Raw genomic sequence first — 24,866 nt, forward strand, 5'->3', positions numbered from 1 at the left:
GGCTCCGGCCGCGACGGGGTACCCCGGGCGGGAACTCCGGGTGTATTGATGTTCGCCGGGAGCACATTCGCCGCCGGTGGTGTTGCGGATCACTGTGAAAGGAGGGGCTGATGCACTGGACCGTGGACCTTTCCGGGGACGGCGGACATGCCGTCGTCACCACCTCGGGCGCGTTCGACGTAGCCGGCCACCTGCGGATGATCGAGGACATCGTGAGCCGCTCCGGCTGGAGCCCCGGCACAGACGTGCTGTTCGACCATCGCGGGCTCAGCTTCGACGATGCGGACCTGCGGGCCATGTACCAGGCCAGCGCCAACCACCAGCTCAACGACACCCGCATCGGCGGCGGCAAGGCCGCCATCCTCATGCGCTCGCTCAGCGACTACGGCCGCGGCCGCCAGTTCGAGCTGCTGACGGCGGACCGCGCCTCGGCCACGCTGTGCATCTTTCTGGACGAGGCCGAGGCGCTCGACTGGCTGTCTGGGCAGACGGTGTGACCTTGGCGGCGCGTCCGGAAGCATCGGTAAGGGGCGGGAGGTTGCAGGGCTGCAAGGGCTGCAAGGGCGAATGAATTCGCTGCGACAAGCACACGAAGGCCGCCTTCGCGGACTGGCGGCTGTGGGGCACGAGCAGGTGCCTGCCGCGTAGCGGGTTTGTCGGGGGCGGCCAATGTGGTGGCCTGCTGGAACGCGCTCGAATTCTCCCCTCTCCGCGAGGAACGAGCGGGGAGGGGCCGGGGGAGAGGGGGCCCCGTCGGGCGCCAGATCGATTCAAGTCGAAGCACCTCGATCCCTCCGCATCCTCCGCCGAACCACCACCCTCATCCCCAAAACAACACCCTCCCCCAGCAGTTTTGGGGGAGGTGGGCGAGTAATGCGAGCCCGGTGGGGGCGCCCCCCGCGCGTGGAGCCGAGCCGGACCGGTTATGCCGTCCGAAACCTGCGTACCCTGCGGGCGCGCACCACGCGTAGCAAAAGGTAGGCTGTTCCCGCCCAGACCAGGCTGTTCAGGATGAGCAGCGCCCACCCCATTCCGCCCGAACTCCGCGGGAACAGTTCCGTCACGGGGATGAACACGGGGTAAAGAAGCATTCTCCCGGCGGCATTGGACAACTGCGCCAGAAGGGACAGCTCGGCTCCCGTTTCAACCGCGCCGAGCGACGCTCCGGTGCCGCCCAGCAGGAGCAGCCCGCTTACCGCGAGGTGAAGCACGGCGATCCCCGGAACCAGCAGATACCTATTACGAATGCGCATTCTCTGTTCATGCAAGTCAGCACCTACCACGAACAGGTGCAGCCGCTGTTCCGGTCGTGCTGACAATTTCGCGGCGCCGCCGGTTTCACAATCAGGCAGTGAAACCTGGAGCTCGACGCATGACTGTCCACGTCCCGTCCGTGCCCTGCCGGAGAAGATACCAGTACCCCAGAGCTTCGGGGTGATCGTGCTCGCCGGCTCGCCCAGCCGCACAATGTTCCGTGCAGGGCACCAGGAGCGCGACCTTCACCCAGACGCCGCCGGGGACTGGCTCAGGCCCGCTCGTGGGTCGTCTTGAGATCTCTCCGAGTCCAACGAAGAGGTGTTCCGGATGATCTGGACATCCATACCACCCCTCCCGTACCGTACATGCGGCCTGAACCAGTCCGCGGGCCCGCAGTGACTCCAGTAGCGCGACGGAGTGATCAACGGCGGAGGTCGCGGGAGCCGTTTCACCTGCACCCTCGTCAGGATTGCGGAGCCTTACACCGCAGAGCGGCATGCACTCCACACCGGAGCGTGTTGTGGCGAGTGCTACGGGCCGGCCCGGAAACTCCGCCCTCACCTGCTCCAGGATGGTCGAGTATACCTCTACGCTGTCCACGGCCGGCCACGGCTGCACGCCCAGGGCGAGAAGCAGGATAATCTTCAGCATTCGTCGGCATTCTCCCGGGTCAATGCCCTGAGCAGTACCCTGCCGTGGCGTCCAGATCCAGTCCGGCCGGTGCGATGTCGCCGTGGCTGTACCAGTGGCCGAGACCGCTCGGATTCCAGATCCCGTGAATGGCTTCGTGGGCGATCGTCCATGCCGTGAGCGCTCCCGTCCAGAGATACATCACCTGTCCGCCCCGGGTGTAATCCCACGGGGCGGCTCCATAGAGTGTGCCACCGGTCGTATACCTCACGCGGTTGTCCCATACCTGCAGCCGTCGATTGACCATCCTCATCACGCTTTCGCGCACCTCGGCACAAAACCCGTCCGTGCGCAACGTGCCGATCAAGTCCAGAACCCTCTGCCGTTCCGCCGTCGTCGGGTCGCGGAGCTGGCAGCCCAGGTCGATGCAATCAGCGCGTTCATCGTCCGCCGGCACGCCATCATCGGGCGGAGGGTCGCATTCGTTGTCTGGGCACCACGGAGACTGGTTGCCGCCGCTTCCTCCTCCACCGCCTCCCGTACCCCCACCGTCGCCGATCGTACCACTCCCGCCGCTTCCTCCCGTGCACCCCTGCATCGTCGATGAGTGGGGGTCACCCGGCTCCGTGGATGAGATGCAGTCGTCGCCGCCGCAGTCGTAGTGATACTCGTCACACTCGCCTCCGCCACCGCCCGAGATCGGGGGGCAGATGTAGAGTCCGTCGCCGTTCGGGATGCATTCACCCGAAAACATTGGCCCGGCGTCCACCAGATCGGGCGCCGAGGTGGCGGTGGGGAGATCGCCGCACGCCGCGGCCAGGAACAGCGACAACAGGAGTAGGACTGCTCGCTCATTCAGGGCTCCCGGTGACATTCAAGATGGGAACTGATGCGAATTGTGGTTTGCAATGTAATGGCGTAAACGTACCGAGCAAGCTGCAGTACGGGGAGGAGCCCGGAGCAGGTGGGCAAGGGCGAATGAATTTGCTGCGACAAGCACACGAAGGCCGCCTTCGCGGACTGGAGGCTGTGGTGCAGGGACAGGTACCTGCCGCGTAGCGGGTTGGGTGAAGCGGCCAACGTGGTGCCTGCCGGAGCGCGCTCGAATTCTCCCCTCTCCGCGAGGAACGAGCGGAGAGGGGCCGGGGGAGGGGCACCCCGCCGACGCAGTTCGAACCCGTCCGAAGCGGGATCGAATTCTCCCCTTTCTCCCGCTCCGCGGGGGAGAGGGGCCGGGGGAGAGGGGGCCCTCTCCGGCGCCAGCGCCGAGCCTTTCGACCCGCCTCGATCCCTCCGCATCCTCCGCCGAACCACCACCCCCATGCCCAAAACAACAACCTCCCCCAGCAGTTTTGGGGGAGGTGGGCGAGTAATGCGAGCCCGGAGGGGGCGCCGTGCCGAACCGTCGGATTCCAGGCCAAAGTCTCCCCCTCTCCGTTCGTTCCTCTCGCGTAGAGGGGGCCGGGGGGAGCGTGCCCCCCCTACGCCGCCATCGCGGCGGCGTAGGCGGCGGCGCTGTCGCCTTCCATCCGGAGCGCGTCGCCGCGGCGCACCAGCTGCAGGCCGGCCTGGTCCGCGGCCTCTTCCTCCGCCGGGCGGGTGCGGGCGATGGCGTCCGCCACGTCCGCGGTGCGCAGGAACACGGTGAGCAGGTAGGCGTCCGTCCCCTCGCCCAGCGTGTGGCGCAGGGTGGCCTCGTCGTCGTACTGGTGGCGGATGATGGTGGCCGCCAGGCCGCCGCACGCCGCCGCCGCGATCTGCGCCGCGAACTCGGCCTGCGCGTGCACCCGCGCCAGCTCCTCCGCCGTCAGCGGCTCCGTCTTGTGCAGCAGCTCGCGGGGAACGCCGATCATCCCCACCTCGTGCAGCAGCGCCGCCTGTCGCAGCGCCGTCCGCATGGCGTCCGACACCCCGTGGTTGGCCGCCAGCCGGTCCGCCACCGCCGCCACCCGCGCCGCGTGCCCCGCCAGGTCCAGCTCGTCGTTGCGCTTCTCCAGCCCGAACATCAGCGCGGACGTGATCTCCATCAGGGCGTCCGCCGCGGCGTCCGTGTTCATCTCCATCATCGGGGCGGGGCGGGGGGTGCGGAACAGGCTGCGCAGAGAAGGCATGGAACGGGCTCCTGGTCTGGAGTAAGGGTACGGAAAATCGGTTTCGGCTTCCGGCTGCGCGCCGCGGGGAGGCCCGCGGCGCGCGGGGTCGTTCAGCGGACGGTGAACTGCCTCACCATCCCGTGCGCCACGTGCGGCTTGCCGTCCCTGGCGTCGGGAACGAAGCAGAGCAGCACGTACTCGCCGGGCGTAAAGTCCGCGGTGATCTGGTTGGTTTCGCCCTGGCTCAGCAGCGAGGTGCCGCCCAGGGGCATGGCCGGCGGCGGGCCCTGCTGCGCCTCGATCCAGGCCAGCAGGTCCTGCGGGGTCTTCCCCGGGGCCAGCCGCATCAGCGCCACCTCGTGCGGCTGCGCGGCCGTGTTCACCACCTGGATGGTGCGGCGGCCGGCGGTGATCCCGGGCGCCATGTCGAACGCGTAGTCCGTCAGCGTCATCCGCACGTCGGCCGCGGCCGCCTGCGCGCCGTTCGCCGCCGGCACCACCGTCAGCGGCTTCACCATCCCCTTGGCGATGTGCGGCACGCCGTCGGGCGAGGGGATGAAGCACACCAGCGCGTACTCGCCGGCCTGCAGCGTCATCGTGCTCTCGCTGTGCGCGCCCGGCGCATGGACGTTGGGTCCGCCCACGAACGTCACCCACGCGGGCATCGGCTCGTCGCCGCCCTTCGCCATCTCCATCAGCTCGGCCACGGTGTGGCCCTCGTCCAGCCGCACCAGCTGCACGTGGTGCATCTCCTGTCCCTGGTTCACCAGCCGCACCGTCGTCAGCCCGGCGGGGATGGTGGCCGGTGCGCCGAAGGCAAACTCGCGGGCGGTCACGGTCACCAGGTTGGCCGCGGGGGCCGGGGTGGCGGCGCGGGCCTCGCGGGTGCCGCCGCGTCCCTCGTTGTCCGAGTCGGCGATGGTGCAGGCGGCCTGTCCCAGGACCAGCGCGGCGGCGATCATCGCCAGGGAGTTCTTCTGCATCGGTCGGCTCTATGTGCTGCGGCCCGTCGCCGGGCGTGATTCGGTCAGCGGGGCACGGCGCCCCGTCGTGATGACAGGATACCTTTCGCATCCCCGCGCCACATGGGTAAGGCGACCCGGGTCAAACGACCCGGGTCGGGTGACCCGCGCGTTCCGGCGCCGCCAGACGCATCCTGCTGCTCGATCGGCCGGCTGCTCCCCACGCACCGGCCGCGACCCCCGAGAACAGGACGGGCACCATGAAGCGCACTTCCATCGTCCGCGCACTGCCGCTGGGACTGCTTGCCGCACTGGCGCCGGCCGGCCTTTCCGCCCAGCTCGCCCTTCGCGACGAAGCCGGCGCCGCGCCGGCCTCCGCGCGCACCCTGACCGCTACCGCCACGCCGGGCGCTTCGTACCAGGCCGGCCGGCTGCACCGCACCCTGCTGGGCGAGGGTTACCGGCAGCTGTGGCACACGCCGATCGCGGTGGAGGTGCTGGACCTGGCCGGGTTCGCCGGCGGACTGACGCCCACCCGCACCGGCGGCGACTTCAGCACCCGCGCGCTGCGCTTTCGCGGCGGCGACGGGCGCGAGTACGTGTTCCGCTCCCTCGACAAGGACGCCACGCAGGGCCTTCACCCCGACCTGCGGAACACGCTGGCCGACCGCGTGGTGCAGGACCAGGTGAGCGTGGCCCTCCCCGGCGGCGTGCTGATCGCCTCGGTCCTGCAGAGCGCGGCGGGGGTGTTGCACGCGCCGCCGCGCTTGGTGGTGCTCCCGGACGACGCGCGCCTGGGCGAGTTCCGCGCGGACTTCGCGGGGATGCTGGGCACGCTGGAAGAGCGCCCGGGGGATGCGGACGAGGGGCCGGCCTTTGCGGGCGCGGCGCGCGTGGCCGGCAGCGAGACGCTGCTGGAGCGGCTGCAAGAGGGCCCGGAGCACCGCGTGGACAGCCGCGCCTACCTGACCGCGCGGCTGCTGGACCTGGTGATGGGGGACTGGGACCGCCACGAGGGCCAGTGGCGCTGGGCGCGCTACGACCAGGCGGATGGGTCGCACCTGTGGCGGCCGATCGCCCGCGACCGCGACAACGCCTTTGCGCTGCACGGGGGACTGCTTCTCACCGCCGCGCGGACGGAGATGCCCAAGCTGGTGGCCTTCGGCGAACGGTATCCCACCCTCACCGCGCTGACGGAGAGCGCGCAGCTGCTGGACCGGCGCATCCTGGGCGACCTGCCGCGCGCCGCGTGGGATTCCGCCGCCGCCGAGCTGGCCGCTCAGCTGACGGACGAGGTGATCGAGCAGGCCGTGCGCCGGCTTCCGCCCGAGCACCACGCCCTCGTGGGCGCGCGGATCGCCGCCGCCCTGCGCGCCCGCCGCGACGGGCTGCCCCAGGTGGCGGACGCCTTCTACCGGCAGGTGGCGGACGTGGTGGACGTGCACGCCACCGACGCGGCCGAGACGGCGCGGGTGGACCGGCTGGCGGATGGCAGCGTGGAGGTGCGGATCTCCGCGAACGGCGCGCACTCCTTCCGCCGCCGCTTCGTGCCGGGCGAGACGCGCGAGGTGCGGCTGCACCTGTACGGCGGGAACGACGACGCCCACGTGGCCGGCCAGGCCGAGGACGGGCCGGCCGTGCGCGTGATCGGCGGGGCGGGGGACGACGTGATGGTGGATTCGTCCCGCGTGGCGAGCGGGCGGCGGACGGCGTTCCACGACAGCGAGGGCGCCAACCGCATGGACGCCGGTGCCGGCGCGACGACGGACGTGCGGCCGTACACGACGCCGGCCGCGGGGCCGCGCCTGGACAACCTGCCGGCGGAGCGGGACCGCGGCGGCAACCGTTCGCTGGCGCCGTACGCGGGGCTGGGCGACGCGGGGGTGCTGGTGGGCGGATCGGCCACGTGGACGCGCTACGGCTTCCGCCGCGCGCCCTTCGCCAGCCGTGACCGCCTGCGGCTGGAGTACGCGCCGATGGAGAGCGGGATGGCGCTGGACTGGACGCGCACGCAGCACCACGCGGGTGGGACCATGCTGACGGTGCACGCCCGCGCCTCGCAGATCGACCCGTTCCGCTTCCACGGCTACGGGAACGATACGGGCGGCTCCGGTTCGCGCGACGCGTACCTGGTCGACCAGGACGTGGTGACGGTGGAGGCGGAGCTCAGCCGTCCCTTCGCCACGGGGCTGCGGCTGGGCGTGGGGCCGGTAGTCCGCTACCGCGACGCCTCCGCGGGCGCCGGCACGCCGCTGGCCGCCGCCGCGCCCCTGGGCGCCGAGGCGTACGCCACGGGCGGCATTCGCACCACGCTCTCCTGGGACCGCCGCGACGTGGCGGCCTTTCCCCAGCGCGGCGGGTGGATGCGGCTGGCGGGCGAGGCGCACCAGGGCTTCAGCGGCGACGCGGACCAGGCGTTCGCCCGCATGCGCGGCGAGGGTGCGGCGTACGTGCCGGTAATGCGCGCCACCACCCTGGCGGTGCGCGCGGGCGGTGAGCGGGTGTGGGGCGGGTTCCCGGTGCAGGAGGCGGCGTTCCTGGGCGGGCAGGCCAGCCTGCGCGGCCAGCCCCGCGGCCGCTTTGCCGGCGACGCCTCGCTGTGGAGCAGCGCCGAGCTGCGCGCCTCCGCCGGCCGCGCCAACCTGCGCGTGGTGCGCGGGACGGCCGGCGGGCTGCTGCTGGCGGATGCCGGGCGGGTGTTCATGGACGGCGAGTCGGAGGGCGCGTGGCACACGGCGTACGGCGCCGGCGTGTACTTCACCAGCCTGGACCACGCCCTGACCACCACCCTGCTCGCCGCCCGCGGCGAAGACGGCTGGCGCGCCTACCTGCGCATGGGCCTGCCCTTCTAACCGCAGAAGCATCACGCGGAGGAGGGGGAGGAACGGAGAGAGGACGCGGATGAGACCTTCATCCGCGTCCTCTCTCTTTTCCTCATACCAGATCCTGGAAAAAGAATGATCGTACAGAGGAACAGAGTCAGACAGAGAACGCGAGCCGAGATATCATCCTGGGTTTCTCTGTCTGACTCTGTTCCTCTGTACGATTAAAGGTGTTGTTTATTGGGCCAGCCGGAGGCCCGGGATGCGCGTCCCTGTAGCCCGATGGGGAAGTGTCCTGTGCAGAGGACACGGCGGATCGGGTGTCCTCGACGGTGGAATGCAGACAAATGGATGCGGAACAACGGCTTGGAGGATGGGCCGCGCACCGGGGCCCGCTCTTGCCCTGGAAGCGGCCGAGAATGCAGGTCGGCCTATCCCGGTTTTTGGAGAATCTTCCGTGTGGTCCGCTTCCGCCGATACGAACACGACAGGTCAGATGACCTATGTGCGGCAGGTGTCTTTCGCCGCATCTTCCCGTCCGGAGTCCGGCGCCTCGCCGGACGTAAATCATCAAACTTCCTCCGCGTCCAGGAGAAAGAGCATGTATAGATTCCACGCTCCCCGGCTTACCCGGGGCTGGCAGATCGCCGCGGCGCTGATGCTCGCGCTGGCGGCCGCGTGCGGCGACGGACCCACCGGCGGCTCCGGCCCCCGCCCCGGCCCGCAGAAGCCGGTTCCGCAGGACACCACGCCGGTGGTGGCGTCGGTGGAGCTGGACCCCGGCAGCCTGGACCTTCTGGTGGCCGGCACCCGCGGCATGCTCGCCATCGTCCGCTCGCAAAGGGGCGACATGATCACGGGGCGGATGCTGCAGTGGACCAGCAGCGACTCCAGCGTGGCCCGCGTGGACATCAACGGCAACGTCACGGCGCTCAAGCTGGGCACCTCCGTCATCACCGCCACGCTGGACGGACGGCAGGGGCAGGCCACCATCCGGGTGGTGCCCCCGCCCCCGCCCGCCCCGGTCGCCCACGTCACCATCACCGGCGGCGGCGGGCCCAACCTGGGGCCCGGCGAAACGCGCGAGCTGGGCGTGGTGCTGCACGCCGCCAACGGGTCGCAGCTCATGGGCCGCGTGGTGACGTGGTCCAGCAGCGACTCCAGCGTCGCCCGCGTGTCCCAGAACGGGCTCGTGGCGGGCCTGCGGGGCGGCACCGCCACCATCAGCGCCACCAGCGAGGGCGTCACGGGCACGGTGACGTTCATCATCCCCGAGTGGCTGGTGTTCGACCTGGACTCGGTGGGGCCCCAGCCGCTGCCGCGGGTGGTGGCCTTCACCGCCGACACCACCAGCCGCACTGAACACGGCATGGTGGTGCGCGAACGGCGGGTGCGGATGACGTTCGGCCGCCTGTGGCTCTCCACGATCGACTGGCGCTACCGGCAGCGCTACGACCTGCAGACGTGGCAGCGCGAGATCACGCACGCCGGGGGCAACACCATCACGGGCACCGAGACGCTGGTGTCGACGGACGTGATCCGCGACGAGGGCTTGGCGACGGAGTACGATCCCTGGGTGGGCTCGCCCATCTACACGTCCACCACGTACGAGGGGCACACGTTCCGGATGGGGCTCTCGCGGCCGGGCAACCTCACCATCCACCAGTCCATCCCCGGCACCACGTACGGCCAGTTCACCCTCTACTTCTCGCGCTGACCGTCGCGGGACGACGACAAGGGCCCGCCCCGGCACACGCGCCGGGGCGGGCCTTCGCTCGTATGGGTCAATCAACCCATGTGTGTGGCGTGGAAACGATTAGCTTGATGCACACGGAGCCGCGACGCTCCGGCACCGGATGCGGTGAACGGCCGGTGACCTCAAAACCCAGGAATGGACGATGAAGCAGGTATACATGCGCCGCAGCACCGACTCCGCCAGCCGCCCGCCCCGCCGCTCCACGCTGCAGGCGCTGCGGAGCATGCTGGGCCTGGTGCCCGTGACCGAGTCCCTGCGCCACCTTTCCCACTGGCGCCGCCGCCCCGAGGCCAGCTCGGCCAGCGCGGGGAAGTAGCTCCGGGCGGGATGGGAAAAAGAAAGGCGGCGGATCGCTCTGGTGCGATCCGCCGCCTTCGTATGCACGGGATCGGCGCGCCGGATACTGAAGTGCGTCATACCAGCTCAGCCCAACCTGTCATTCTGAGGGAGGCGCCGCGCGGTGCTTTCCTTTCGCCCGGCAGCATGGCGCCGACCGAAGAATCTTTGTCGGGAACGGCAGGATCTGTCCGTCACGGTGTGTTCCCGGGCGATGCCCGGGAGGGTTCCGCGCGAGGGGAGGGAGATTCTTCGGTCGCGCCAACGGGCTCCGCGGCTTTCCCGGGATTCCGGGGTGGGCGCTCCCTCAGAATGACAGGTGTTTTCCGGGGTTTTGTGTAAACCAGACCTGACAAAACCTGTCATTCTGAGGGAGGCGCCGCGCGGTGCTTTCCTTTCGCCCGGCAGCATGGCGCCGACCGAAGAATCTTTGTCGGGAACGGCAGGATCTTTCCGTCACGATGTGTTCCCGGGCGATGCCCGGGGAGGGTTCCGCGCGAGGGGCGGGAGATTCTTCGGTCGCGCCAACGGGCGCCACGGTATTCCCGGAAGTCCGGGGTGGGCGCTCTCTCAGAATGACAGGTGTTTTTCCGGATTCCGTATTCGCGCGCCTGGGGAGCGGAGGCGGCGTGGAGTGATGCGGGCACTACCAGCCGCCGCTCCGCGCGGTGTCGCGCCAGAGGGCCGGGGTGATCAGCGCGGGAACATGCTGCCCAGCACCTCGGCGGCGCGGCTCAGCTCCAGGGCGTAGTCCGCCCACCACTCGCCGGCGCGGGGGCCGCCGTTGCAGGTGCCGTCGGACTGGCCCGGCGTCTTTACCCACAGGTAGGCGTCGGCCAGCGGATGGCCGGTGTTCGTCGTGGGCGCGCGGCCCAGCGCCTGGCCGGGCGCGTTGCACCAGTTGGCCTCGACCGCCGCGCCGCGGCCGTTGCGGCTGGTGTCGATGACGAAGTGCTTGCCGCCCACCAGCCGGCTCAGCCGCTCGCCGTACGACAGGTTGGGCTGCAGCCCGTGGAAGTTGGAAACGTTGAGCGCGAACCCCTGCGCCCGGTCGATCCCCACGCCGCGCAGCATCCTGGCCATCTCGTCGGGCTGCCGCCAGTTGGCGTTGCCGGCGTCCACGTACACCGCCGCCCCGGCCGCCGTCAGCACCTGCACCGCCTCGCGCATCAGCACCATGCGCTCGTCGCGAAGGCGGACGGGCAGGCAGTCGATGGAGGCGAGGCCGTCGGGCTCCAGGATCACCACCGCGCGGCGCCGGTTCAGCCCCTGCGCGAAGCCCTGGATCCAGCGCCGGTACGCGTCGCCGCCCCGCGCCCCGCCGGCGGAGTACAGCCCGCAGTCGCGGTTGGGGATGTTGTAGACCACGAAGACGGGAACGGCGCCGGCACGCTGGATCTGCGTGACCAGCCGGTTCACTTCGCCGCGGATGTCGCGCGCCCACTCGCCCAGCCAGATGGCCTGCGGCTGCGCGGCGATGCGCTGCATGTGCGCCGCGTCCGCGGGCCGGGTGCGCCGCCATGCGTCCGCCTGCGCGCGTGCCGGCGAGGCGGGGTTCACGTACAGCCGCTGGCCGCGCAGCGGGTGCCCGGCCTGCCCGCCGCCGGGCTGCGGCGCCAGGAGCAGCGCCAGCGCCAGCAGCACGGCGGCGGCCGCCCCGCGCACGGCGAAGCGCGCGCCCGGCCCACGCGCGCGTGCCTCCCGGCCGCGCGCACCATCCATCCGGGCCGCGCCGCGGGGCGGGCGCATGACGCTCATCGCGCGGCGTGGCTCAGGTCGCGTCCTCGGCACGGCGCTGCCCCACCGGCGGGTCGTCCGGGGGCAGCTCGCCGCTGGCGATCCCCATCTGGCGCATCATGTACGTCTGCCGGGCGACCAGAATGCGGGTGGCCCGCAGGTCGTAGTGCGATTTGATCATGATGGAGGCGAGCTCGGCGCCGGCCCACAGCAGCGCCGAAAAGACGATCAGGCGGATGGTGTCGCCCACCAGCAGCCCCACGCCCACGCCGCCCGGCGGCGGGTCGCGCCAGAACTCGATGAACTGGAACAGGGCCAGCAGCAGCACCACCCCCGACGCCACGCGGATCACCACCGTCGCCGCATGCAGCCCCGGGGTGGACTCCAGGTCCGCCTCCCGCACTTCCACGCCCGCCAGCATGGGCCTCTTTGGCCGGCCCGCCGTATCCGGCGCCTCTCTCGCTTCCCCCTGGGACTGCGACATCCTTCGCCTTTCCGTGCACCGGGTCTTGCCGAGGCCCGTCCGGCCCCCGCATCGCTTTGTGCCCCATGCATGGAACGTACTACTGCTACGCCCCCGCGCTTCAGAGGGAGCCGCAGGAGCCGCAGATCAGGAAGCGCGTACGGGTGCGCGGCGCATCATATATCACACGGAAGGCACGAAGAGCACGGAGGCGAAAACAGGTCATCCTGTCTTCTCCGTGTCCTCCGTGTGATTGTGATCCTGATACCGAATCCGGGAAAACAACACCTTCATGAGTACAGAGGAACAGAGTCAGACAGAGGAACCCGGATGATATTCCAGCTCGCTTTCTCTGTCTGACTCTGTTCCTCTGTACGATCATTCTTTTTCAGGATCTGGCATGAGGATAAGACGTCCTTTCCGAGTGGACGTTCTGCGCCGCACGAGAATCCTACCCCTGCCCGTAGATCAGCGCGCCGACGGCGGCGCGGGACGAGACGCCGAGCTTGCCCAGCACCTGCTCGGTGTGGTTGCGGGCCGTGTAGTAGCTCATCTCCAGGCGGCCGGCGATCTCGGCGTTGCTGCAGCCTTCGGCCAGCAGGCGAACGACCTCCGTCTGGCGCGCGGTCAGGCCGTAGCGCTCGCGCAGGGCTTCGTCGCTGAGCGCGGCGGGCTTGGGCGCGGCCTCCGCGGCGGCCGAGGTGGCCACCGCGGCGGTACTGCCGGGTGCGGGCGCCGGGGCAGGGGCGGGCTTGGCGCGGCGCAGCAGGGCGCTGATGCGCGCCATCAGCTCCAGGATGCTGAACGGCTTGGTGACGTAGTCGTCGGCGCCCAGGCGAAAGCCCTGCAGCTTGTCGGCCTCCTCGCGCCGCGCGGACAGGATGAGCACGGGCGTCTGCACGCCGCGCTCGCGAAGCTCCTGCAGCACCGTGTAGCCGTCCTTGTCGGGAAGGCCCAGGTCCAGCACGATGAGCTCGGGCTTGTCGCTGGTGGCCACGGCCAGCGCGTGCACGGCCTTGGTGGCCAGCGACACCTGGTACCCATCGTACTCCAGGCTGCGCTGCAGCCCTTCGGCGATGTCGAGGTTGTCTTCGACGACGAGGATGCGGCTCATCAGGTGGTGAACGGGTGAACGGGTGAACGGGTGAACGGGTGAACGGGTGAACGGGTGAACGGGTGAACGGGTGATCAGGCGGCGGAGGCGCTCGCCTCGGCCGTCTCCGCGTCCGCTTCGCTGCCGGCCAGGGGGAGGGTGAAGACGAAGCGGGCGCCGCGGCCGGGGTCGCTTTCCACCCAGATGCGACCGCCGTGCGCCTCTACCAGGCCGCGGGCGATGGAAAGGCCCAGCCCCAGGCCGCGCCGGTCGGCGTGCCGCGCCTGCCAGAACGCGCCGAAGATGTGCGGCACCTGCTCCGGCGGAATGCCCGGGCCGGTATCCTCGACCCAGAAGCGCACCTCGCCTTCGCCCGGCGCGCAGGCCAGGGTCACCGCGCCGCCCCTGGGGGTGAACTTGACGGCGTTCCCCACCAGGTTGCTGAGCACCTGCACCACCCGCTCGCCGTCCGCGTGCACCGGGGGAAGCCCCGCGGCGGCGTCAACCTCGAGCCGCAGCCCGTGCGCGGCCGCCAGCGGGCGCAGCGCGTGGGCGCTCTCGGCCAGCATCGCGGCGGGGTCGCGGGGAAAGGTCTCCAGCACCAGCGTGCCGCGCTCCATCCGCGACACCTCCAGAAGGTCCTGGATCAGCCCGTCCATCCGCCCCGTGATCGCCATGATGCGGTCCAGGCTTTCCCGCTCGAACGGGCCCACCGACGGGCGCAGCATCGACGACAGCATCTCGGCGTCCATGCGGATGGCCGTGAGCGGGTTGCGCAGGTCGTGCGCGACGATGGCCAGCGTGTGCTGCCGCGCTTCCGTGGCCGCCCGCGCCTCGCCGAAGAGCCGCGCGTTCTCCACCGCCATCGCCGCCCGCCGCCCCAGCTCCTCCGCCAGCGCCACCTGCGGCGCCCCGAAGCGCGCGCCGGGCCGCGTACGCCCCAGCACCATCCGCCCCACGGCGCGGCCGGCGGCGCGCAGCGGCACCACCAGCACCTCCTCGGCGCCGCATCCCCCCAGCAGCGCGGCGCCGTCCTCGCTCTCCGCCAGCCAGGCGGAGTCCGCCGCCGGCGCGCCGTCCGCCGTCCCGTCCCCCAGGCCTCCGTCGCCCAGCCCGCCGTCCCCCAGCGCCCCGTCCCCCAGCGCGGCGGCGCGCAGCCGCGGCTCCTCGCCCGGGTCCACGTGGGCGGCGGCGGCGCGCACGGCGCCGTCGGAATCCGCCAGGTCCACCGCGCAGCAGTCCGCCACCCGCGGCACCATCAGCCGCGCCAGCTGCGCCACGGCCGTGGCCGCGTCCAGCGAGGCGTTCAGCACCCGGCTGGCTTCGGCCAGCAGCTCCGCCGCGCGGCGCGCGTGCTGCTGCTGCGCGTAGAGGACCCGCGTCTCCAGCAGGTTGTGCACCCGCAGCAGCGCCTCGGTGGCGTCGATGGGCTTGTTGAGGAAGTCCTTGGCGCCGGACGAAAGCGCCCGCTCCTTGGCTTCCGGCGTGGCGTCCGCCGTCAGCACCAGCACCGGGCGGTAGTCGTCGGGCGCGGTGCGCTCGCGGATGTCGCGCAGCACCGCGAAGCCGTCGCGCCAGGGCATGTGCAGGTCAAGCAGCACCAGGTCCGGCATGTGCCGCTCCCACAGGGGAATGGCCTGCCGCGCGTCGGAGGTGCGGATGACGTCCTCGTACCCCTCGGACCGCAGCAGCACCTCCAGCAGGTCCAGGTTGGCTTCCTCGTCGTCCACCAGCAGCAGCGTGCAGCCCAGCACCTCGCTCATCGATCCCCCGGACGGACGGGAAGGTGCACTTCCAGCGTGGCCAGGAACTCGTCCAGGTCCAGCGGCTTGGTGAGGTACGCGTCGGCCCCGGCGGCGCGCAGCCGCTCCAGCGAGTCGCGCGTGGCGTCGGCGCTGATGATGATGATGGGGATCCCCGAGGTGCGCGGGTCCGCCCGCAGCCGGCGCAGCACCTCGTCGCCGGTAAGGTCGGGAAGGTGCAGGTCCAGCAGCACCAGGTCGGGCCGGTGCTCGCGCGCCAGCTCCACCCCGATGCGCCCCTGCAGCGCCGGGATCAGCCGCCACCCGGGGCGCGTCATCAGGAACGTCTCCACCAGGCTCAGGTTGGCCAGGTTGTCCTCCACGTACAGCAGCGTGGCGGGCGCGTACCCCTCGGCCCCCTCCGCCGGCGCGGCCGGAAGCCCGGCGTCCTCGGCGCGGCGCAGCGGGTTGGCGGCGCCGTGCAGCCCCAGGCGGAACACGCTTCCCTCCGGCCCGCTGCGCTCCAGCTCCAGCGTGCCCCCCATCGCCTCGGCCAGGCGCAGCGAAAGGGCCAGCCCCAGCCCCGTTCCCTCCACCTCGGTCTGCTCCGCGCCCAGGCGGGCGAAGGGGGTGAAGAGCTGGTGCATCTTCGCTTCCGGGATCCCCTGGCCGCTGTCCTCCACCCGCAGCCACACCTGGGGCTCGCCGTCCTCGCCCGGCTCGCCCGCCTCGCAGGTAAGCCGCACGCGGCCCCCCTCGTGGTTGTACTTGATGGCGTTGGAAAGCAGGTTCAGCAGCACCTGGGTCAGCCGCTGCCGGTCGGCGTGCACGAAGCCGTCGCGCCCCGTCCCCGGCCCCTCCTCGACCTCCACCCCGTGCTGCTCGGCCATCGGCCGCACCAGGCCCACGGCCTCCTGCATCACCGTCCCCACGTGCACCGGCTCCAGGGAGAAGCTCTGCCGGCCGGCCTCGATGCGGGCGATCTCCAGCACCTCGTTGATCAGCCGCAGCAGGTGCCGGCCGGCCTTGAGGATGTGCTGCACGTGCTTCTGCTGGTCCATCCGCAGCTCGGCCCGCGCCAGCACCTGGCCAAAGCCCAGGATGGAGTTCATGGGCGTGCGCAGCTCGTGGCTCATGCGCGACAGGAACTCGCTCTTGGCCAGGTTCGCCCGCTCGGCCTCGGCCCGGGCCCGCTCGGCCACCAGCGTGGCCTCGCGCAGCGCCTCCTCGGCGTGCCGGCGCTCGGTGACGTCGCGGATGTTGCTGACGAAGCCGGACTCCGGCTCGCCCGGCACCACCATGCGCCCCACCGCCTCCAGGTGCCGCCAGCCGCCGTCCGCGTGGCGAAAGCGGTACTCGGCGAAGCCGGTGCCCGTGGGGCTCGACATCACCGACCGGATGGCCCCGGCCACCCCGGCCGCGTCGTCGGGGTGGATGTAGTCGAACGAGTTGCGCCCCACCAGCGCCTCGGGCGGGTACCCCAGCACCCGCTGGATGGAGGGGCTCAGGTACGTCATCACCCCCTGCGGGTCCAGGATGCAGGTGATGTCGTGCGCGTTCTCGATGAGCCGGCGGAAGTGCTCTTCGCGCTCCTGCAGCGCCCGCTCGGCCAGCCGGCGCTCGGTGACGTCGCGGATGTTGGCCACCAGCCCCTGGTCGGCGGTGTCGGGCGCCAGGGTGCGGCCGATGGCCTCCACCGTGCGCCACTGGCCGTCCTTGCGCTGAAAGCGGTACTCCACCCGCTTGCTGCTCCCGGGCTCGTGGAGGATGGCGGCCATGGTCTCCACCACCCGGGCCACGTCGTCGGGGTGGATGAACTCCCAGGTGGAGCGGCCGATCATCTCCTCCGGCTCCCACCCCAGCAGCCGCCGCAGCGACGGGCTCTGGTACGTCATCGTCCCCAGCGGGTCCAGGATGCAGACGATGTCGTGCGAGTTCTCGATGAGCGCGCGGAAGTGCTCCTCGCTCTGGCGCAGCACCTGGGCGATGCGCACCCGCTCGGTGATGTCGACGCTGTAGCCGATGATGCGCAGCACCTCGCCGTTCTCGTCCAGCACCGGGAGCGAGCGGCGGATGACGTTGCGCGTGGAGCCGTCGGGGGCGCGCAGCTCCTCCTCGAACTCGGTGGTCTTCTTGAGCCGCAGCGCCCGCTCGATCCCGTCCTGGCGAACCTGGATGACCTGCTCGGGAAGCCCCTTCCGCTCTCCGTACTCGCGCACCGTCCTGCCCACCACCCACTCGCGGACCTCGGGGTCGCGGACGGAGTTGGGGCTGGCGTAGGTGTAGCGCAGCTGCGGGTCGAACACGGCCACGCCGCTTTCCAGCGAGGCGATGATCTCTTCGAAGAACGCCTTCTGCCGCACCACCTCGGCCTCGGCCTGCTTGCGCTCGGTGACGTCGCGGGCGTTCACCACGATCCCGTCGTCCGCCGTGTCGGGCGACAGGGTGCGGCAGATGGCCTCCATGGTCCGGTACGAGCCGTCGCGGTGGCGCACCCGGTACTCGGGGGTGATGGGCCGCCCGGGGTGGGAGAGGATCTGCGCGATGACCTCCCGCACCCGCGGCAGGTCGTCGGGGTGGATGTAGTCCGTGGCCGGGGTGCCGGCGATCTCCTCGGGGGTGTAGCCCAGCAGGCGAACGACGGAGGGCCCGGTGTACTGGACGATCCCCTCCGCGCTCACCACCTGCACCATGTCCTGCGCGTTCTCCGTCAGGCGGCGGAAGTGCTCTTCGCTGCGCCGCAGCGCCTCTTCCATCGTGCGCCGCTCGGTGATGTCGCGGTGGGCGCTGATCAGGGCGATGCGCCGCCCCGTCTCGTCGTGCTGCGGGACGACGACGGCCTCGGCCACGCCGGGGGTGCCGTCGGGGCGAGTGAAGGGCACCTCGCCCGACCAGCCGCCGCCGTGCTCCAGGGCGGCCATCACGGCGGTGGTCATCCCCGGCTCGCGCCCGGGCGGGTTCACCAGCCCCCCGGCGCGGCCCACGATGGCCTTGCGCGGGTAGCCGAACATGCGCTCCGCGGCGGGGTTCCAGTCGGTGATGCGCCCCTCGGCGCTGGTGATGACCACGGCCTCGGCCAGCGTCTCGAAGACCAGCGCCTGCTGGCGCAGCGTCTCGGCCACCTGCTCGGCCTCGCGGCGGCGGCGCTCCAGCTCGCGCTCGGCCGCCTTGCGCTCGCTGATGTCGCGGACCACGGTGATCAGCGTGTAGTCGGCCAGGGGGACCACGCGCGCCTCGAAGTCCAGCGCGGTGTCGCCGTCCATCAGCCGGTACTCCACGCACTCCAGCGCGCCGGTGCGGGTGGCCTCGCGCAGCGCGTGGTCGAAGCGCACCCCCGCCTCGTCGGGGAGCAGCTCCTGCATCCGCTGGCCCCGGAAGTCGGGAAGGGGCGCGTACACCGTGGCCGCCCGCCCCGCGCGGTGGTCGGTGATGGTGCCGTCCGGGTCCAGCCGGAAGTACAGGTCGGGGAGGGCGTGGAAGACGCCTTCCAGCTCCTGGGTGCGCTCCAGCAGCGCCTCCTGGGCGGCCTCGTGCTCGGCCACCTCTTCCTCCAGCGCCTCGTTGGCCTCGGCCAGCTCGGCGGTGCGCTCGCGGACGCGCGCCTCCAGCTCTTCGTTGGCGCGGCGCAGGGCGTCTTCGGCCGCCTTCCACTCGCTGGTTTCGCGGGCGGTGGCCAGCAGCCGCTCCTCGCCCAGGATGGTGACGCGGCGCAGGGTGATCTCGGCCCAGACGGGGCGGCCGTCGCGGTGCCTGCCCTTCCACTCGAAGCGCTGCGGCTCGCCGCCGATGGCGCGCCGCACGTACTGCAGGGCCTCGGCGATGGTGTACGGCGGCTCGCCCCAGCTGATCCCCTCCACCCCCAGCGCCTTCTGCTCCTCGACCGACCAGCCGTACAGCTCGCAGGCGGTCTGGTTGACGTCCAGGAAGGCGCCCGTCTCCAGCTCGTGCACCCAGATGCCGGCGCCGGCCGCGTCGAAGATGGTGCGGTAGCTTTCCTCGCGGTCGCGCAGGGCCTGCTCGGCGGCCTTGCGCTCGGTGATGTCGCGGGCGGTGGCCACCAGCCGGTCCACCCCGCCGATGGTGACGCGGCTCAGGCTGACCTCGGACCACACCTGCCCGTCGTTCTCCACCCCGGTCATCCACTCGAAGCGCTGGGGCGTGCCCTCGGCGGCCAGCCGCAGGTGCTCCAGGGCCCGCTCGCGGGTGAACGGCGGCGGTCCGCCCGTCAGCAGCTGCAGCCCGCCCTCCCTGACCTGCTCCAGCGTCATCCCCGCGGCCTCGCAGGCGCGGCGGTTGGCGTCCAGGATGGCGCCGGTCTCCACGTCGTGGACGTAGATGGGGTCGTTGCTGAGCTCGAACAGGGTGCGGTAGCTTTCCTCGGAGCTGCGCAGCGCCTCCTCGGCCGCCTTGCGCTCGCTGATGTCGCGCACCAGGGCCAGGATGCGCACCTTGCCGGCCAGCACCACCCGCTGCAGGCTGACCTCGCCCCAGATGGGCGCGCCGGTGCGGGGGTGCACCGACATCCACTCGAAGGTCTGCGCCTCGCCCGCGGCCGCGCGGCGGGACTGCTCCCGGGCCCGCTCGGCCGTGTACGGCGCGGGCCCGTTCCAGATGAAGGCGGCGGCGTCGGCGCGCAGCTCGTCCAGGGTGGCGTCGGCCATCTGGCAGGCGCGGCGGTTGGCGTCCACCACCACCCCCGTCTCGCCGTCGGTGACGAAGATGGCGTCGTTGCTGTTCTCGAAGATAGTGCGGTAGCTGTCCTCCGAGATGCGCAGCGCCTCTTCGGCCACGCGCTGGTCGGTGACGTCCTGGTGCACCGCCACCACCTCCAGCACCTCGCCGTCGGCGCCGCGGATGGGGAAGTACGACGCCTGCACCCAGCGCGGCCACTCGCCCTCGGGGGGCACGTGGTCGGCGGAGTACTCGCGCGGGTCGAAGAGCACGGCGGGAAGCACGACGGTCTCGCCGTCGAAGGCGCGGCGCACCATCTCGCCGATCTCGGCCATCCCCACGTCGCGCAGGGGGTTGAACTGCGCCACCTGCTCCAGGGTGAGCCCCCACAGCCGCTCGTACGCGGCGTTCACGCGGACGACCCGGCCGTCGGGCGCGTAGACCTTGACGGAGTGGGGAAACTGCTCGAACAGGTCGCGGAAGCGGGCCTCGGACTCGCGCAGGGCGCGCTCGGCGGCGTTGCGCCGGGTGACGTCGCGCGAGATGCCCACCATCCGCGCGCCGGGGCGGGCGGGGTCGGGGAGCAGCTTGCCCACCGCGTTCATCTCGCGGAACGAGCCGTCCGGCCGCACCACGCGGTAGGGAAAGGAGAAGGGCTCGCCGGTGGCGATCAGCCGCTCGCACTCTTCGACCACGCGGCCCCGGTCCTCGGGGTGCACGTGGTCCAGGAACTCCTGGAACGACTGCCGGGCGGTGCCCTCGCCCAGCCCGTGGATGCGGCGCTGCTCGCGCGACCAGGTGATGGTGTCGCTGGGCAGGTGCCACTCCCAGGTGCCCAGCCCGGCCAGCGCCTCCACCTCGTCCAGCGTGCGCTCGCGCTCGTTGAGCGCGGCGGCGGCCAGGTGGTGCTCGGTCACGTCGCGCGCGGTGCCGATGAGCCGCGGCGGCCCGCCGCCGCCCTGCACCCGCTGCGCGTGGGCGTACAGCCAGCGCAGCTCCCCGTCGGCGCGCACCACGCGGTACGAGGTGGCCGACGCGTCGCCGCTCTGCGCGGCGGCCGCGCACGCCTCGGCGACGGCGCCGCGGTCGTCGGGGTGCACGCGCGCCAGGAACCCGGCGAAGGTGGCGGGGGCGTGTTCCGGGTCCAGCCCGTGGATGCGCAGATGCTCGGCGGACCAGCGGACGGGCTGCTGGTCCAGCGGCTCGGCGATGGCCTGCTCCCAGCTTCCCAGGCTGGCCAGGCGCTCCACCTCGGCCAGCTTGCGGTCGCGCTCCAGCAGCGCGTCCTCGGCGCGCAGGCGGGCGGCGCGCTCCATCTCCAGCGCCTCGAGGGCGGCGGAAAGCGTGGCGCGCGGGGCGTCCTCGCCGCCGGCCAGCGGCACGGCGAAGCTCGGGGATGCGGACGGGGGTTGCGGGTCCATCGGTCGATCAGGGGCGGGGGGACTGCGGGGGGCCGTGGGGGAGGCGGCCCAGCCTGTAAACGTACACGGGACGCGCACCTTGTACAAGCTGTCGGTGACAACTTTCTACGCGCGCGAGGGGAAGGGGGGAGGGCAGGGAATAGGGAATAGGGAATAGGGAATAGGGAATAGGGAATAGGGGACAGGTGCAGCGGGGGCTGCCGCGTCTGCACTCCAGCAACCCGACAGCGGATTCCTCGGCCCTGCGACCCCTGGGTGTGAAAACAGGCTGCGGCGGGGCCGGGCCTCGGATGACAGCCCTGGTGGATCTGCCGGTGTGCGCGGCGTCCCATCCCGCTGGGCTTGCTTGACTCCCTTGTTCGCTTTCCGTAGTCTTTGCCCGGAACCGAATCCCGGCCGAAAGGCGCTGGGATTCCTGGCCTGACATGGATGAAGCGCGGGATCGACCCATGAGCGCCGACCTGGACGAGCTGCGCCGGCTGCGGCGCGCCCGCGACCGCATGGACCGCGAGTACGCGCAGCCGCTCGACGTTCCTGCGCTCGCCCGCACGGCGCTGATGTCGCCGGCGCACTTCAGCCGCCGCTTTCGCGCGGTGTACTCCGAGACGCCGTACTCCTACCTGATGACCCGGCGCATCGAGCGGGCGATGGCGCTGCTGCGCCAGGGGGAGCTGAGCGTGACGGCGGTCTGCTTCGAGGTGGGCTGCACCAGCCTGGGCTCCTTCTCCGCGAAGTTCACCGAGATCGTCGGCGAGACGCCGTCCACGTACCGCGCCCGCGACCACCAGGAGCTGCGCGTGATGCCCACCTGCCAGACGATGGTGCTGACCCGGCCGCGCAAGCGCAGGGATCCGGAGCCCGCGAAAGAGAGCAGTTTTGAAGAAGCATCCGCCGCGGCACCCGCGTAGCTTTCCTGCCACGACCGTTCCAATCCGCGTTCACAACCTAGCGAGGTGCCCATGTCCGTTTCACTCAGCACCGTTCACGTCCTCGTCGACGATCCCGATGCCGCCCTGGGATTCTACCGCGACACTCTGGGGCTGACGGTGCGCGACGAGGTGGCCCACGGGGGCTTCCGCTGGATCACCCTGGTCCCCGACAATCAGCCCGACATCAAGATCGTGCTGTCGCAGCCCCACGCGGGACGCTCGCAGGAGGACGGCGACGCCATCGCGGCCCTGCTGGCCAAGGGCGAGCTGGGTGCGGTGTTTCTGCGCACCGACGACCTGGACGCGACCTTCGCCCGGATCGCCGCCGCGCCGGGGGTGGAGGTGCTCGAGGAGCCCGCCAGCCGGTTCTGGGGCGCCCGCGACGCCGCCGTGCGCGATCCCGCGGGCAACCTGGTGCGCATCGAGCAGGCGTAGGAACGGCAGGCAGGGAATAGGGAACAGGGAATAGGGAATAGCCTGCAACTGCGGACGGAGGGGGGGCCGAAAGGGCGTCCCTGCGCAATACGGAGGATACCGATGAGCTTGGCCACGAGGACGAACACGCAGTCACCCGCGCCGCACGCGGCCGACCGGCACGACCTGATCCGGGTGCAGGGCGCGCGCGAGAACAACCTCAAGGACGTCAGCGTCGAGATCCCCAAGCGCCGGCTGACGGTGTTCACCGGCGTCTCGGGCTCGGGGAAGAGCTCGCTGGTGTTCGGAACGATCGCCGCGGAGTCGCAGCGGATGATCAACGAGACCTACAGCGCCTTCGTGCAGGGCTTCATGCCCACGCTGGCGCGCCCCGACGTGGACCTGCTGGACGGGCTGACGACGGCGATCATCGTGGACCAGGAGCGGATGGGCGCCAACCCCCGCTCCACCGTGGGCACGGCGACCGACGCCAACGCCATGCTGCGCATCCTGTTCAGCCGGCTGGGGCAGCCCCACATCGGCCCGCCCAACGCGTTTTCGTTCAACGTGCCATCCGTGCGGGCCACGGGTGCCATCACCGTGGAGCGCGGCGCCGGGAAGAACAAGCCCGAGAAGGTGGTCTTCAACCGGCTGGGGGGGATGTGTCCGCGCTGCGAGGGAATGGGCTCGGTGAACGACATCGACCTCTCCGCGCTGTACGACGAAAGCAAGTCGCTCAACGAGGGCGCGCTCACCATCCCCGGCTACAGCATGGAAGGGTGGTACGGCCGCATCTTTCGCGGCTGCGGCTTCTTCGATCCCGACAAGCCCATCCGCGAGTACGGCAAGAAGGAACTGCACGACCTGCTGTACCGGGAGGCGACCAAGATCAAGGTGGACGGCATCAACCTGACGTACGCGGGGCTGATTCCCACGATCCAGAAGTCGTACCTGTCCAAGGACGTGGAGTCGATGCAGCCGCACGTCCGCGCCTTCGTGGAGCGGGCGGTGACGTTCACCACCTGCCCCGAGTGCGGCGGCACCCGGCTGAGCCAGGAGGCCCGGTCGTCGAAGATTGAGGGAAAGAACATCGCCGACGCCTGCGCCATGCAGATCAGCGACTTGGCTGATTGGGTGCGGGGCCTGCGCGAGCCGTCGGTGGCGCCGCTGCTGGCCGGGCTGCAGCACCTGCTGGACTCGTTCACCGAGATCGGGCTGGGCTACCTTTCGCTGGACCGGCCCACGGGCACGCTGTCGGGCGGCGAGGCGCAGCGGACGAAGATGATCCGCCACCTGGGCTCGTCGCTCACCGACGTGACCTACGTGTTCGACGAGCCCACGATCGGCATGCACCCGCACGACATCCAGCGGATGAACGGCCTGCTGCTGCGGCTGCGGGACAAGGGAAACACGGTGCTGGTGGTGGAGCACAAGCCCGAGGCCATCGCCATCGCCGACCACGTGGTGGACCTGGGCCCCGGCGCCGGCACGGCCGGCGGCGAGGTGGTGTTCCAGGGCACCGTCCAGGAACTGCGGGCCAGCGGCACCCTGACCGGGCGGCACCTGGACGACCGGGCGCAGCTCAAGCCGGCGGTGCGCGCGCCGTCGGGGGTGCTGCAGGTGCGCGGCGCGCGCGCCCACAACCTCAAGGACGTGGACGTCGACATCCCGCTGGGCGTGCTGGTGGTGGTGACCGGCGTGGCGGGGTCGGGAAAGAGCTCGCTCATCCACGGCTCCGTGTCGGGGCGCGACGGCGTGGTGGCGGTGGACCAGACGCCCATCCGCGGCTCGCGGCGCAGCAACCCGGCCACGTACACGGACCTGCTGGAGCCCATCCGCAAGGCGTTCGCGAAGGCCAACGGGGTAAAGCCGGCGCTGTTCAGCCCCAACTCCGAGGGCGCCTGCCCCACCTGCAACGGCGCGGGCGTCATCTACACCGACCTGGGGATGATGGCGGGCGTCGCCACCCCCTGCGAGGACTGCGAGGGGAAGCGGTTCCAGGCAGCGGTGCTGGAGTACAAGCTCGGCGGCAAGGACATCAGCGAGGTGCTGGCGATGCCCGTGACCGAGGCGGCGGAGTTCTTCGGGGCCGGCGCGGCGAAGGTCCCGGCGGCGCACGCCATCCTGTCGCGGCTGGCGGACGTGGGGCTGGGCTACCTCTCGCTGGGCCAGCCGCTCACCACGCTGTCCGGCGGCGAGCGGCAGCGCCTGAAGCTGGCCACCCACATGGGCGGCAAGGGCGGCGTCTACGTGCTGGACGAGCCCACCAGCGGCCTGCACCTGGCCGATGTCGAGAACCTGCTGGGGCTGCTGGACCGCCTGGTGGATTCGGGCAAGTCGGTCATCGTGATCGAGCACCACCAGGCGGTGATGGCGCACGCCGACTGGATCATCGACCTGGGCCCCGGCGCCGGGCACGACGGCGGCCGCATCGTCTTCGAAGGCACCCCCGCCGACCTGGTCGCGGCGAAGTCGACGCTCACCGGCCAGCACCTCGCGGCCTACATTGGCGGCTGACGTTGGGAATGTTGTCCCAGCAG

16 protein-coding genes are annotated in these 24,866 nt (G+C 71.2%); 7 read left to right on the plus strand and 9 right to left on the minus strand.

Going from position 1 to position 24,866, the window contains the following annotated elements:
* The first annotated feature begins 110 nt into the window (after window positions 1–110).
* On the plus strand, window positions 111–497 hold the full coding sequence (locus VGC13_RS32970) for a hypothetical protein (protein ID WP_331129617.1): 387 nt from the start codon (window positions 111–113) through the stop codon (window positions 495–497).
* A 426-nt stretch (window positions 498–923) separates the two neighbouring features.
* Here VGC13_RS32970 and VGC13_RS32975 read toward each other — a convergent pair whose 3' ends face one another.
* From VGC13_RS32975 to VGC13_RS32990, 4 genes are all read right to left on the minus strand, one after another.
* On the minus strand, window positions 924–1,466 hold the full coding sequence (locus VGC13_RS32975) for a hypothetical protein (RefSeq protein WP_331129618.1): 543 nt from the start codon (window positions 1,464–1,466) through the stop codon (window positions 924–926).
* A 461-nt stretch (window positions 1,467–1,927) separates the two neighbouring features.
* Entirely contained in the window at window positions 1,928–2,719 is a 792-nt protein-coding gene (locus VGC13_RS32980) for a hypothetical protein (RefSeq protein ID WP_331129619.1), read from the minus strand.
* A 649-nt stretch (window positions 2,720–3,368) separates the two neighbouring features.
* Window positions 3,369–3,998, minus strand: a complete 630-nt coding sequence (locus VGC13_RS32985) for an HD domain-containing phosphohydrolase (RefSeq protein WP_331129620.1) — start codon at window positions 3,996–3,998, stop codon at window positions 3,369–3,371.
* A gap of 92 nt (window positions 3,999–4,090) precedes the next feature.
* Window positions 4,091–4,963 (minus strand): hypothetical protein, encoded by an 873-nt coding sequence (locus VGC13_RS32990; protein ID WP_331129621.1) that lies wholly within the window; start codon window positions 4,961–4,963, stop codon window positions 4,091–4,093.
* A gap of 239 nt (window positions 4,964–5,202) precedes the next feature.
* Here VGC13_RS32990 and VGC13_RS32995 point away from each other — a divergent pair, with 239 nt between their 5' ends.
* The 3 genes from VGC13_RS32995 (at window position 5,203) to VGC13_RS33005 (ending at window position 9,836) form a co-directional block, all read left to right on the plus strand.
* Window positions 5,203–7,794, plus strand: a complete 2,592-nt coding sequence (locus VGC13_RS32995; protein ID WP_331129622.1) for a BamA/TamA family outer membrane protein — start codon at window positions 5,203–5,205, stop codon at window positions 7,792–7,794.
* Between the two features lie 571 nt (window positions 7,795–8,365).
* A complete protein-coding gene (locus tag VGC13_RS33000; RefSeq protein WP_331129623.1) occupies window positions 8,366–9,481 on the plus strand; it encodes an Ig-like domain-containing protein in 1,116 nt (371 codons plus the stop codon).
* 181 nt (window positions 9,482–9,662) lie between these two features.
* Complete coding sequence (locus tag VGC13_RS33005) at window positions 9,663–9,836, plus strand: hypothetical protein (RefSeq protein WP_331129624.1); 174 nt, start codon at window positions 9,663–9,665, stop codon at window positions 9,834–9,836.
* Between the two features lie 713 nt (window positions 9,837–10,549).
* On the opposite strand, the gene VGC13_RS33010 is transcribed toward VGC13_RS33005, so the two are convergent.
* The 5 genes from VGC13_RS33010 to VGC13_RS33030 all read right to left on the minus strand — a co-directional run bounded on the left by VGC13_RS33010 (window position 10,550) and on the right by VGC13_RS33030 (window position 20,983).
* Window positions 10,550–11,614, minus strand: a complete 1,065-nt coding sequence (locus tag VGC13_RS33010) for a glycoside hydrolase family 6 protein (protein WP_331129625.1) — start codon at window positions 11,612–11,614, stop codon at window positions 10,550–10,552.
* Window positions 11,615–11,627: 13 nt separating this feature from the next.
* Window positions 11,628–12,077: a hypothetical protein gene (locus tag VGC13_RS33015; RefSeq protein WP_331129626.1), complete on the minus strand. Its 450-nt coding sequence runs from the start codon at window positions 12,075–12,077 to the stop codon at window positions 11,628–11,630.
* 430 nt (window positions 12,078–12,507) lie between these two features.
* Window positions 12,508–13,170, minus strand: a complete 663-nt coding sequence (locus tag VGC13_RS33020) for a response regulator (RefSeq protein ID WP_331129627.1) — start codon at window positions 13,168–13,170, stop codon at window positions 12,508–12,510.
* A gap of 74 nt (window positions 13,171–13,244) precedes the next feature.
* A complete protein-coding gene (locus tag VGC13_RS33025) occupies window positions 13,245–14,912 on the minus strand; it encodes a hybrid sensor histidine kinase/response regulator (protein ID WP_331129628.1) in 1,668 nt (555 codons plus the stop codon).
* A complete protein-coding gene (locus tag VGC13_RS33030; RefSeq protein WP_331129629.1) occupies window positions 14,909–20,983 on the minus strand; it encodes a PAS domain S-box protein in 6,075 nt (2,024 codons plus the stop codon). The genes VGC13_RS33025 and VGC13_RS33030 overlap by 4 nt, the downstream gene beginning before the upstream one ends.
* 449 nt (window positions 20,984–21,432) lie before the next feature.
* Between VGC13_RS33030 and VGC13_RS33035 the strand changes: the two genes are divergently transcribed.
* The 3 genes from VGC13_RS33035 to VGC13_RS33045 all read left to right on the plus strand — a co-directional run bounded on the left by VGC13_RS33035 (window position 21,433) and on the right by VGC13_RS33045 (window position 24,843).
* Window positions 21,433–21,891, plus strand: coding sequence for a helix-turn-helix transcriptional regulator (locus VGC13_RS33035; RefSeq protein WP_331129630.1), 459 nt, complete (start codon window positions 21,433–21,435; stop codon window positions 21,889–21,891).
* A 51-nt stretch (window positions 21,892–21,942) separates the two neighbouring features.
* Window positions 21,943–22,347, plus strand: a complete 405-nt coding sequence (locus tag VGC13_RS33040; RefSeq protein WP_331129631.1) for a VOC family protein — start codon at window positions 21,943–21,945, stop codon at window positions 22,345–22,347.
* A 102-nt stretch (window positions 22,348–22,449) separates the two neighbouring features.
* Window positions 22,450–24,843 carry an excinuclease ABC subunit UvrA gene (locus tag VGC13_RS33045; RefSeq protein WP_331129632.1) on the plus strand — a complete coding sequence of 798 codons (2,394 nt, stop codon included), beginning with the start codon at window positions 22,450–22,452 and terminating at the stop codon, window positions 24,841–24,843.
* Window positions 24,844–24,866: the final 23 nt, after the last annotated feature.

Source organism: Longimicrobium sp. (assembly GCF_036399255.1).
Classification (GTDB): domain Bacteria; phylum Gemmatimonadota; class Gemmatimonadetes; order Longimicrobiales; family Longimicrobiaceae; genus Longimicrobium.

What these genes read in the sequence shown, in the direction of transcription:
- VGC13_RS32970 (WP_331129617.1), top strand. Translation starts at nt 111, where the DNA reads ATGCACTGGACCGTGGACCTTTCCGGGGACGGCGGACATGCCGTCGTC.
- VGC13_RS32985 (WP_331129620.1), bottom strand. Translation starts at nt 3,998, where the DNA reads ATGCCTTCTCTGCGCAGCCTGTTCCGCACCCCCCGCCCCGCCCCGATG.
- VGC13_RS32990 (WP_331129621.1), bottom strand. Translation starts at nt 4,963, where the DNA reads ATGCAGAAGAACTCCCTGGCGATGATCGCCGCCGCGCTGGTCCTGGGA.
- VGC13_RS32995 (WP_331129622.1), top strand. Translation starts at nt 5,203, where the DNA reads ATGAAGCGCACTTCCATCGTCCGCGCACTGCCGCTGGGACTGCTTGCC.
- VGC13_RS33000 (WP_331129623.1), top strand. Translation starts at nt 8,366, where the DNA reads ATGTATAGATTCCACGCTCCCCGGCTTACCCGGGGCTGGCAGATCGCC.
- VGC13_RS33005 (WP_331129624.1), top strand. Translation starts at nt 9,663, where the DNA reads ATGAAGCAGGTATACATGCGCCGCAGCACCGACTCCGCCAGCCGCCCG.
- VGC13_RS33010 (WP_331129625.1), bottom strand. Translation starts at nt 11,614, where the DNA reads ATGAGCGTCATGCGCCCGCCCCGCGGCGCGGCCCGGATGGATGGTGCG.
- VGC13_RS33015 (WP_331129626.1), bottom strand. Translation starts at nt 12,077, where the DNA reads ATGTCGCAGTCCCAGGGGGAAGCGAGAGAGGCGCCGGATACGGCGGGC.
- VGC13_RS33020 (WP_331129627.1), bottom strand. Translation starts at nt 13,170, where the DNA reads ATGAGCCGCATCCTCGTCGTCGAAGACAACCTCGACATCGCCGAAGGG.
- VGC13_RS33025 (WP_331129628.1), bottom strand. Translation starts at nt 14,912, where the DNA reads ATGAGCGAGGTGCTGGGCTGCACGCTGCTGCTGGTGGACGACGAGGAA.
- VGC13_RS33030 (WP_331129629.1), bottom strand. Translation starts at nt 20,983, where the DNA reads ATGGACCCGCAACCCCCGTCCGCATCCCCGAGCTTCGCCGTGCCGCTG.
- VGC13_RS33035 (WP_331129630.1), top strand. Translation starts at nt 21,433, where the DNA reads ATGAGCGCCGACCTGGACGAGCTGCGCCGGCTGCGGCGCGCCCGCGAC.
- VGC13_RS33040 (WP_331129631.1), top strand. Translation starts at nt 21,943, where the DNA reads ATGTCCGTTTCACTCAGCACCGTTCACGTCCTCGTCGACGATCCCGAT.
- VGC13_RS33045 (WP_331129632.1), top strand. Translation starts at nt 22,450, where the DNA reads ATGAGCTTGGCCACGAGGACGAACACGCAGTCACCCGCGCCGCACGCG.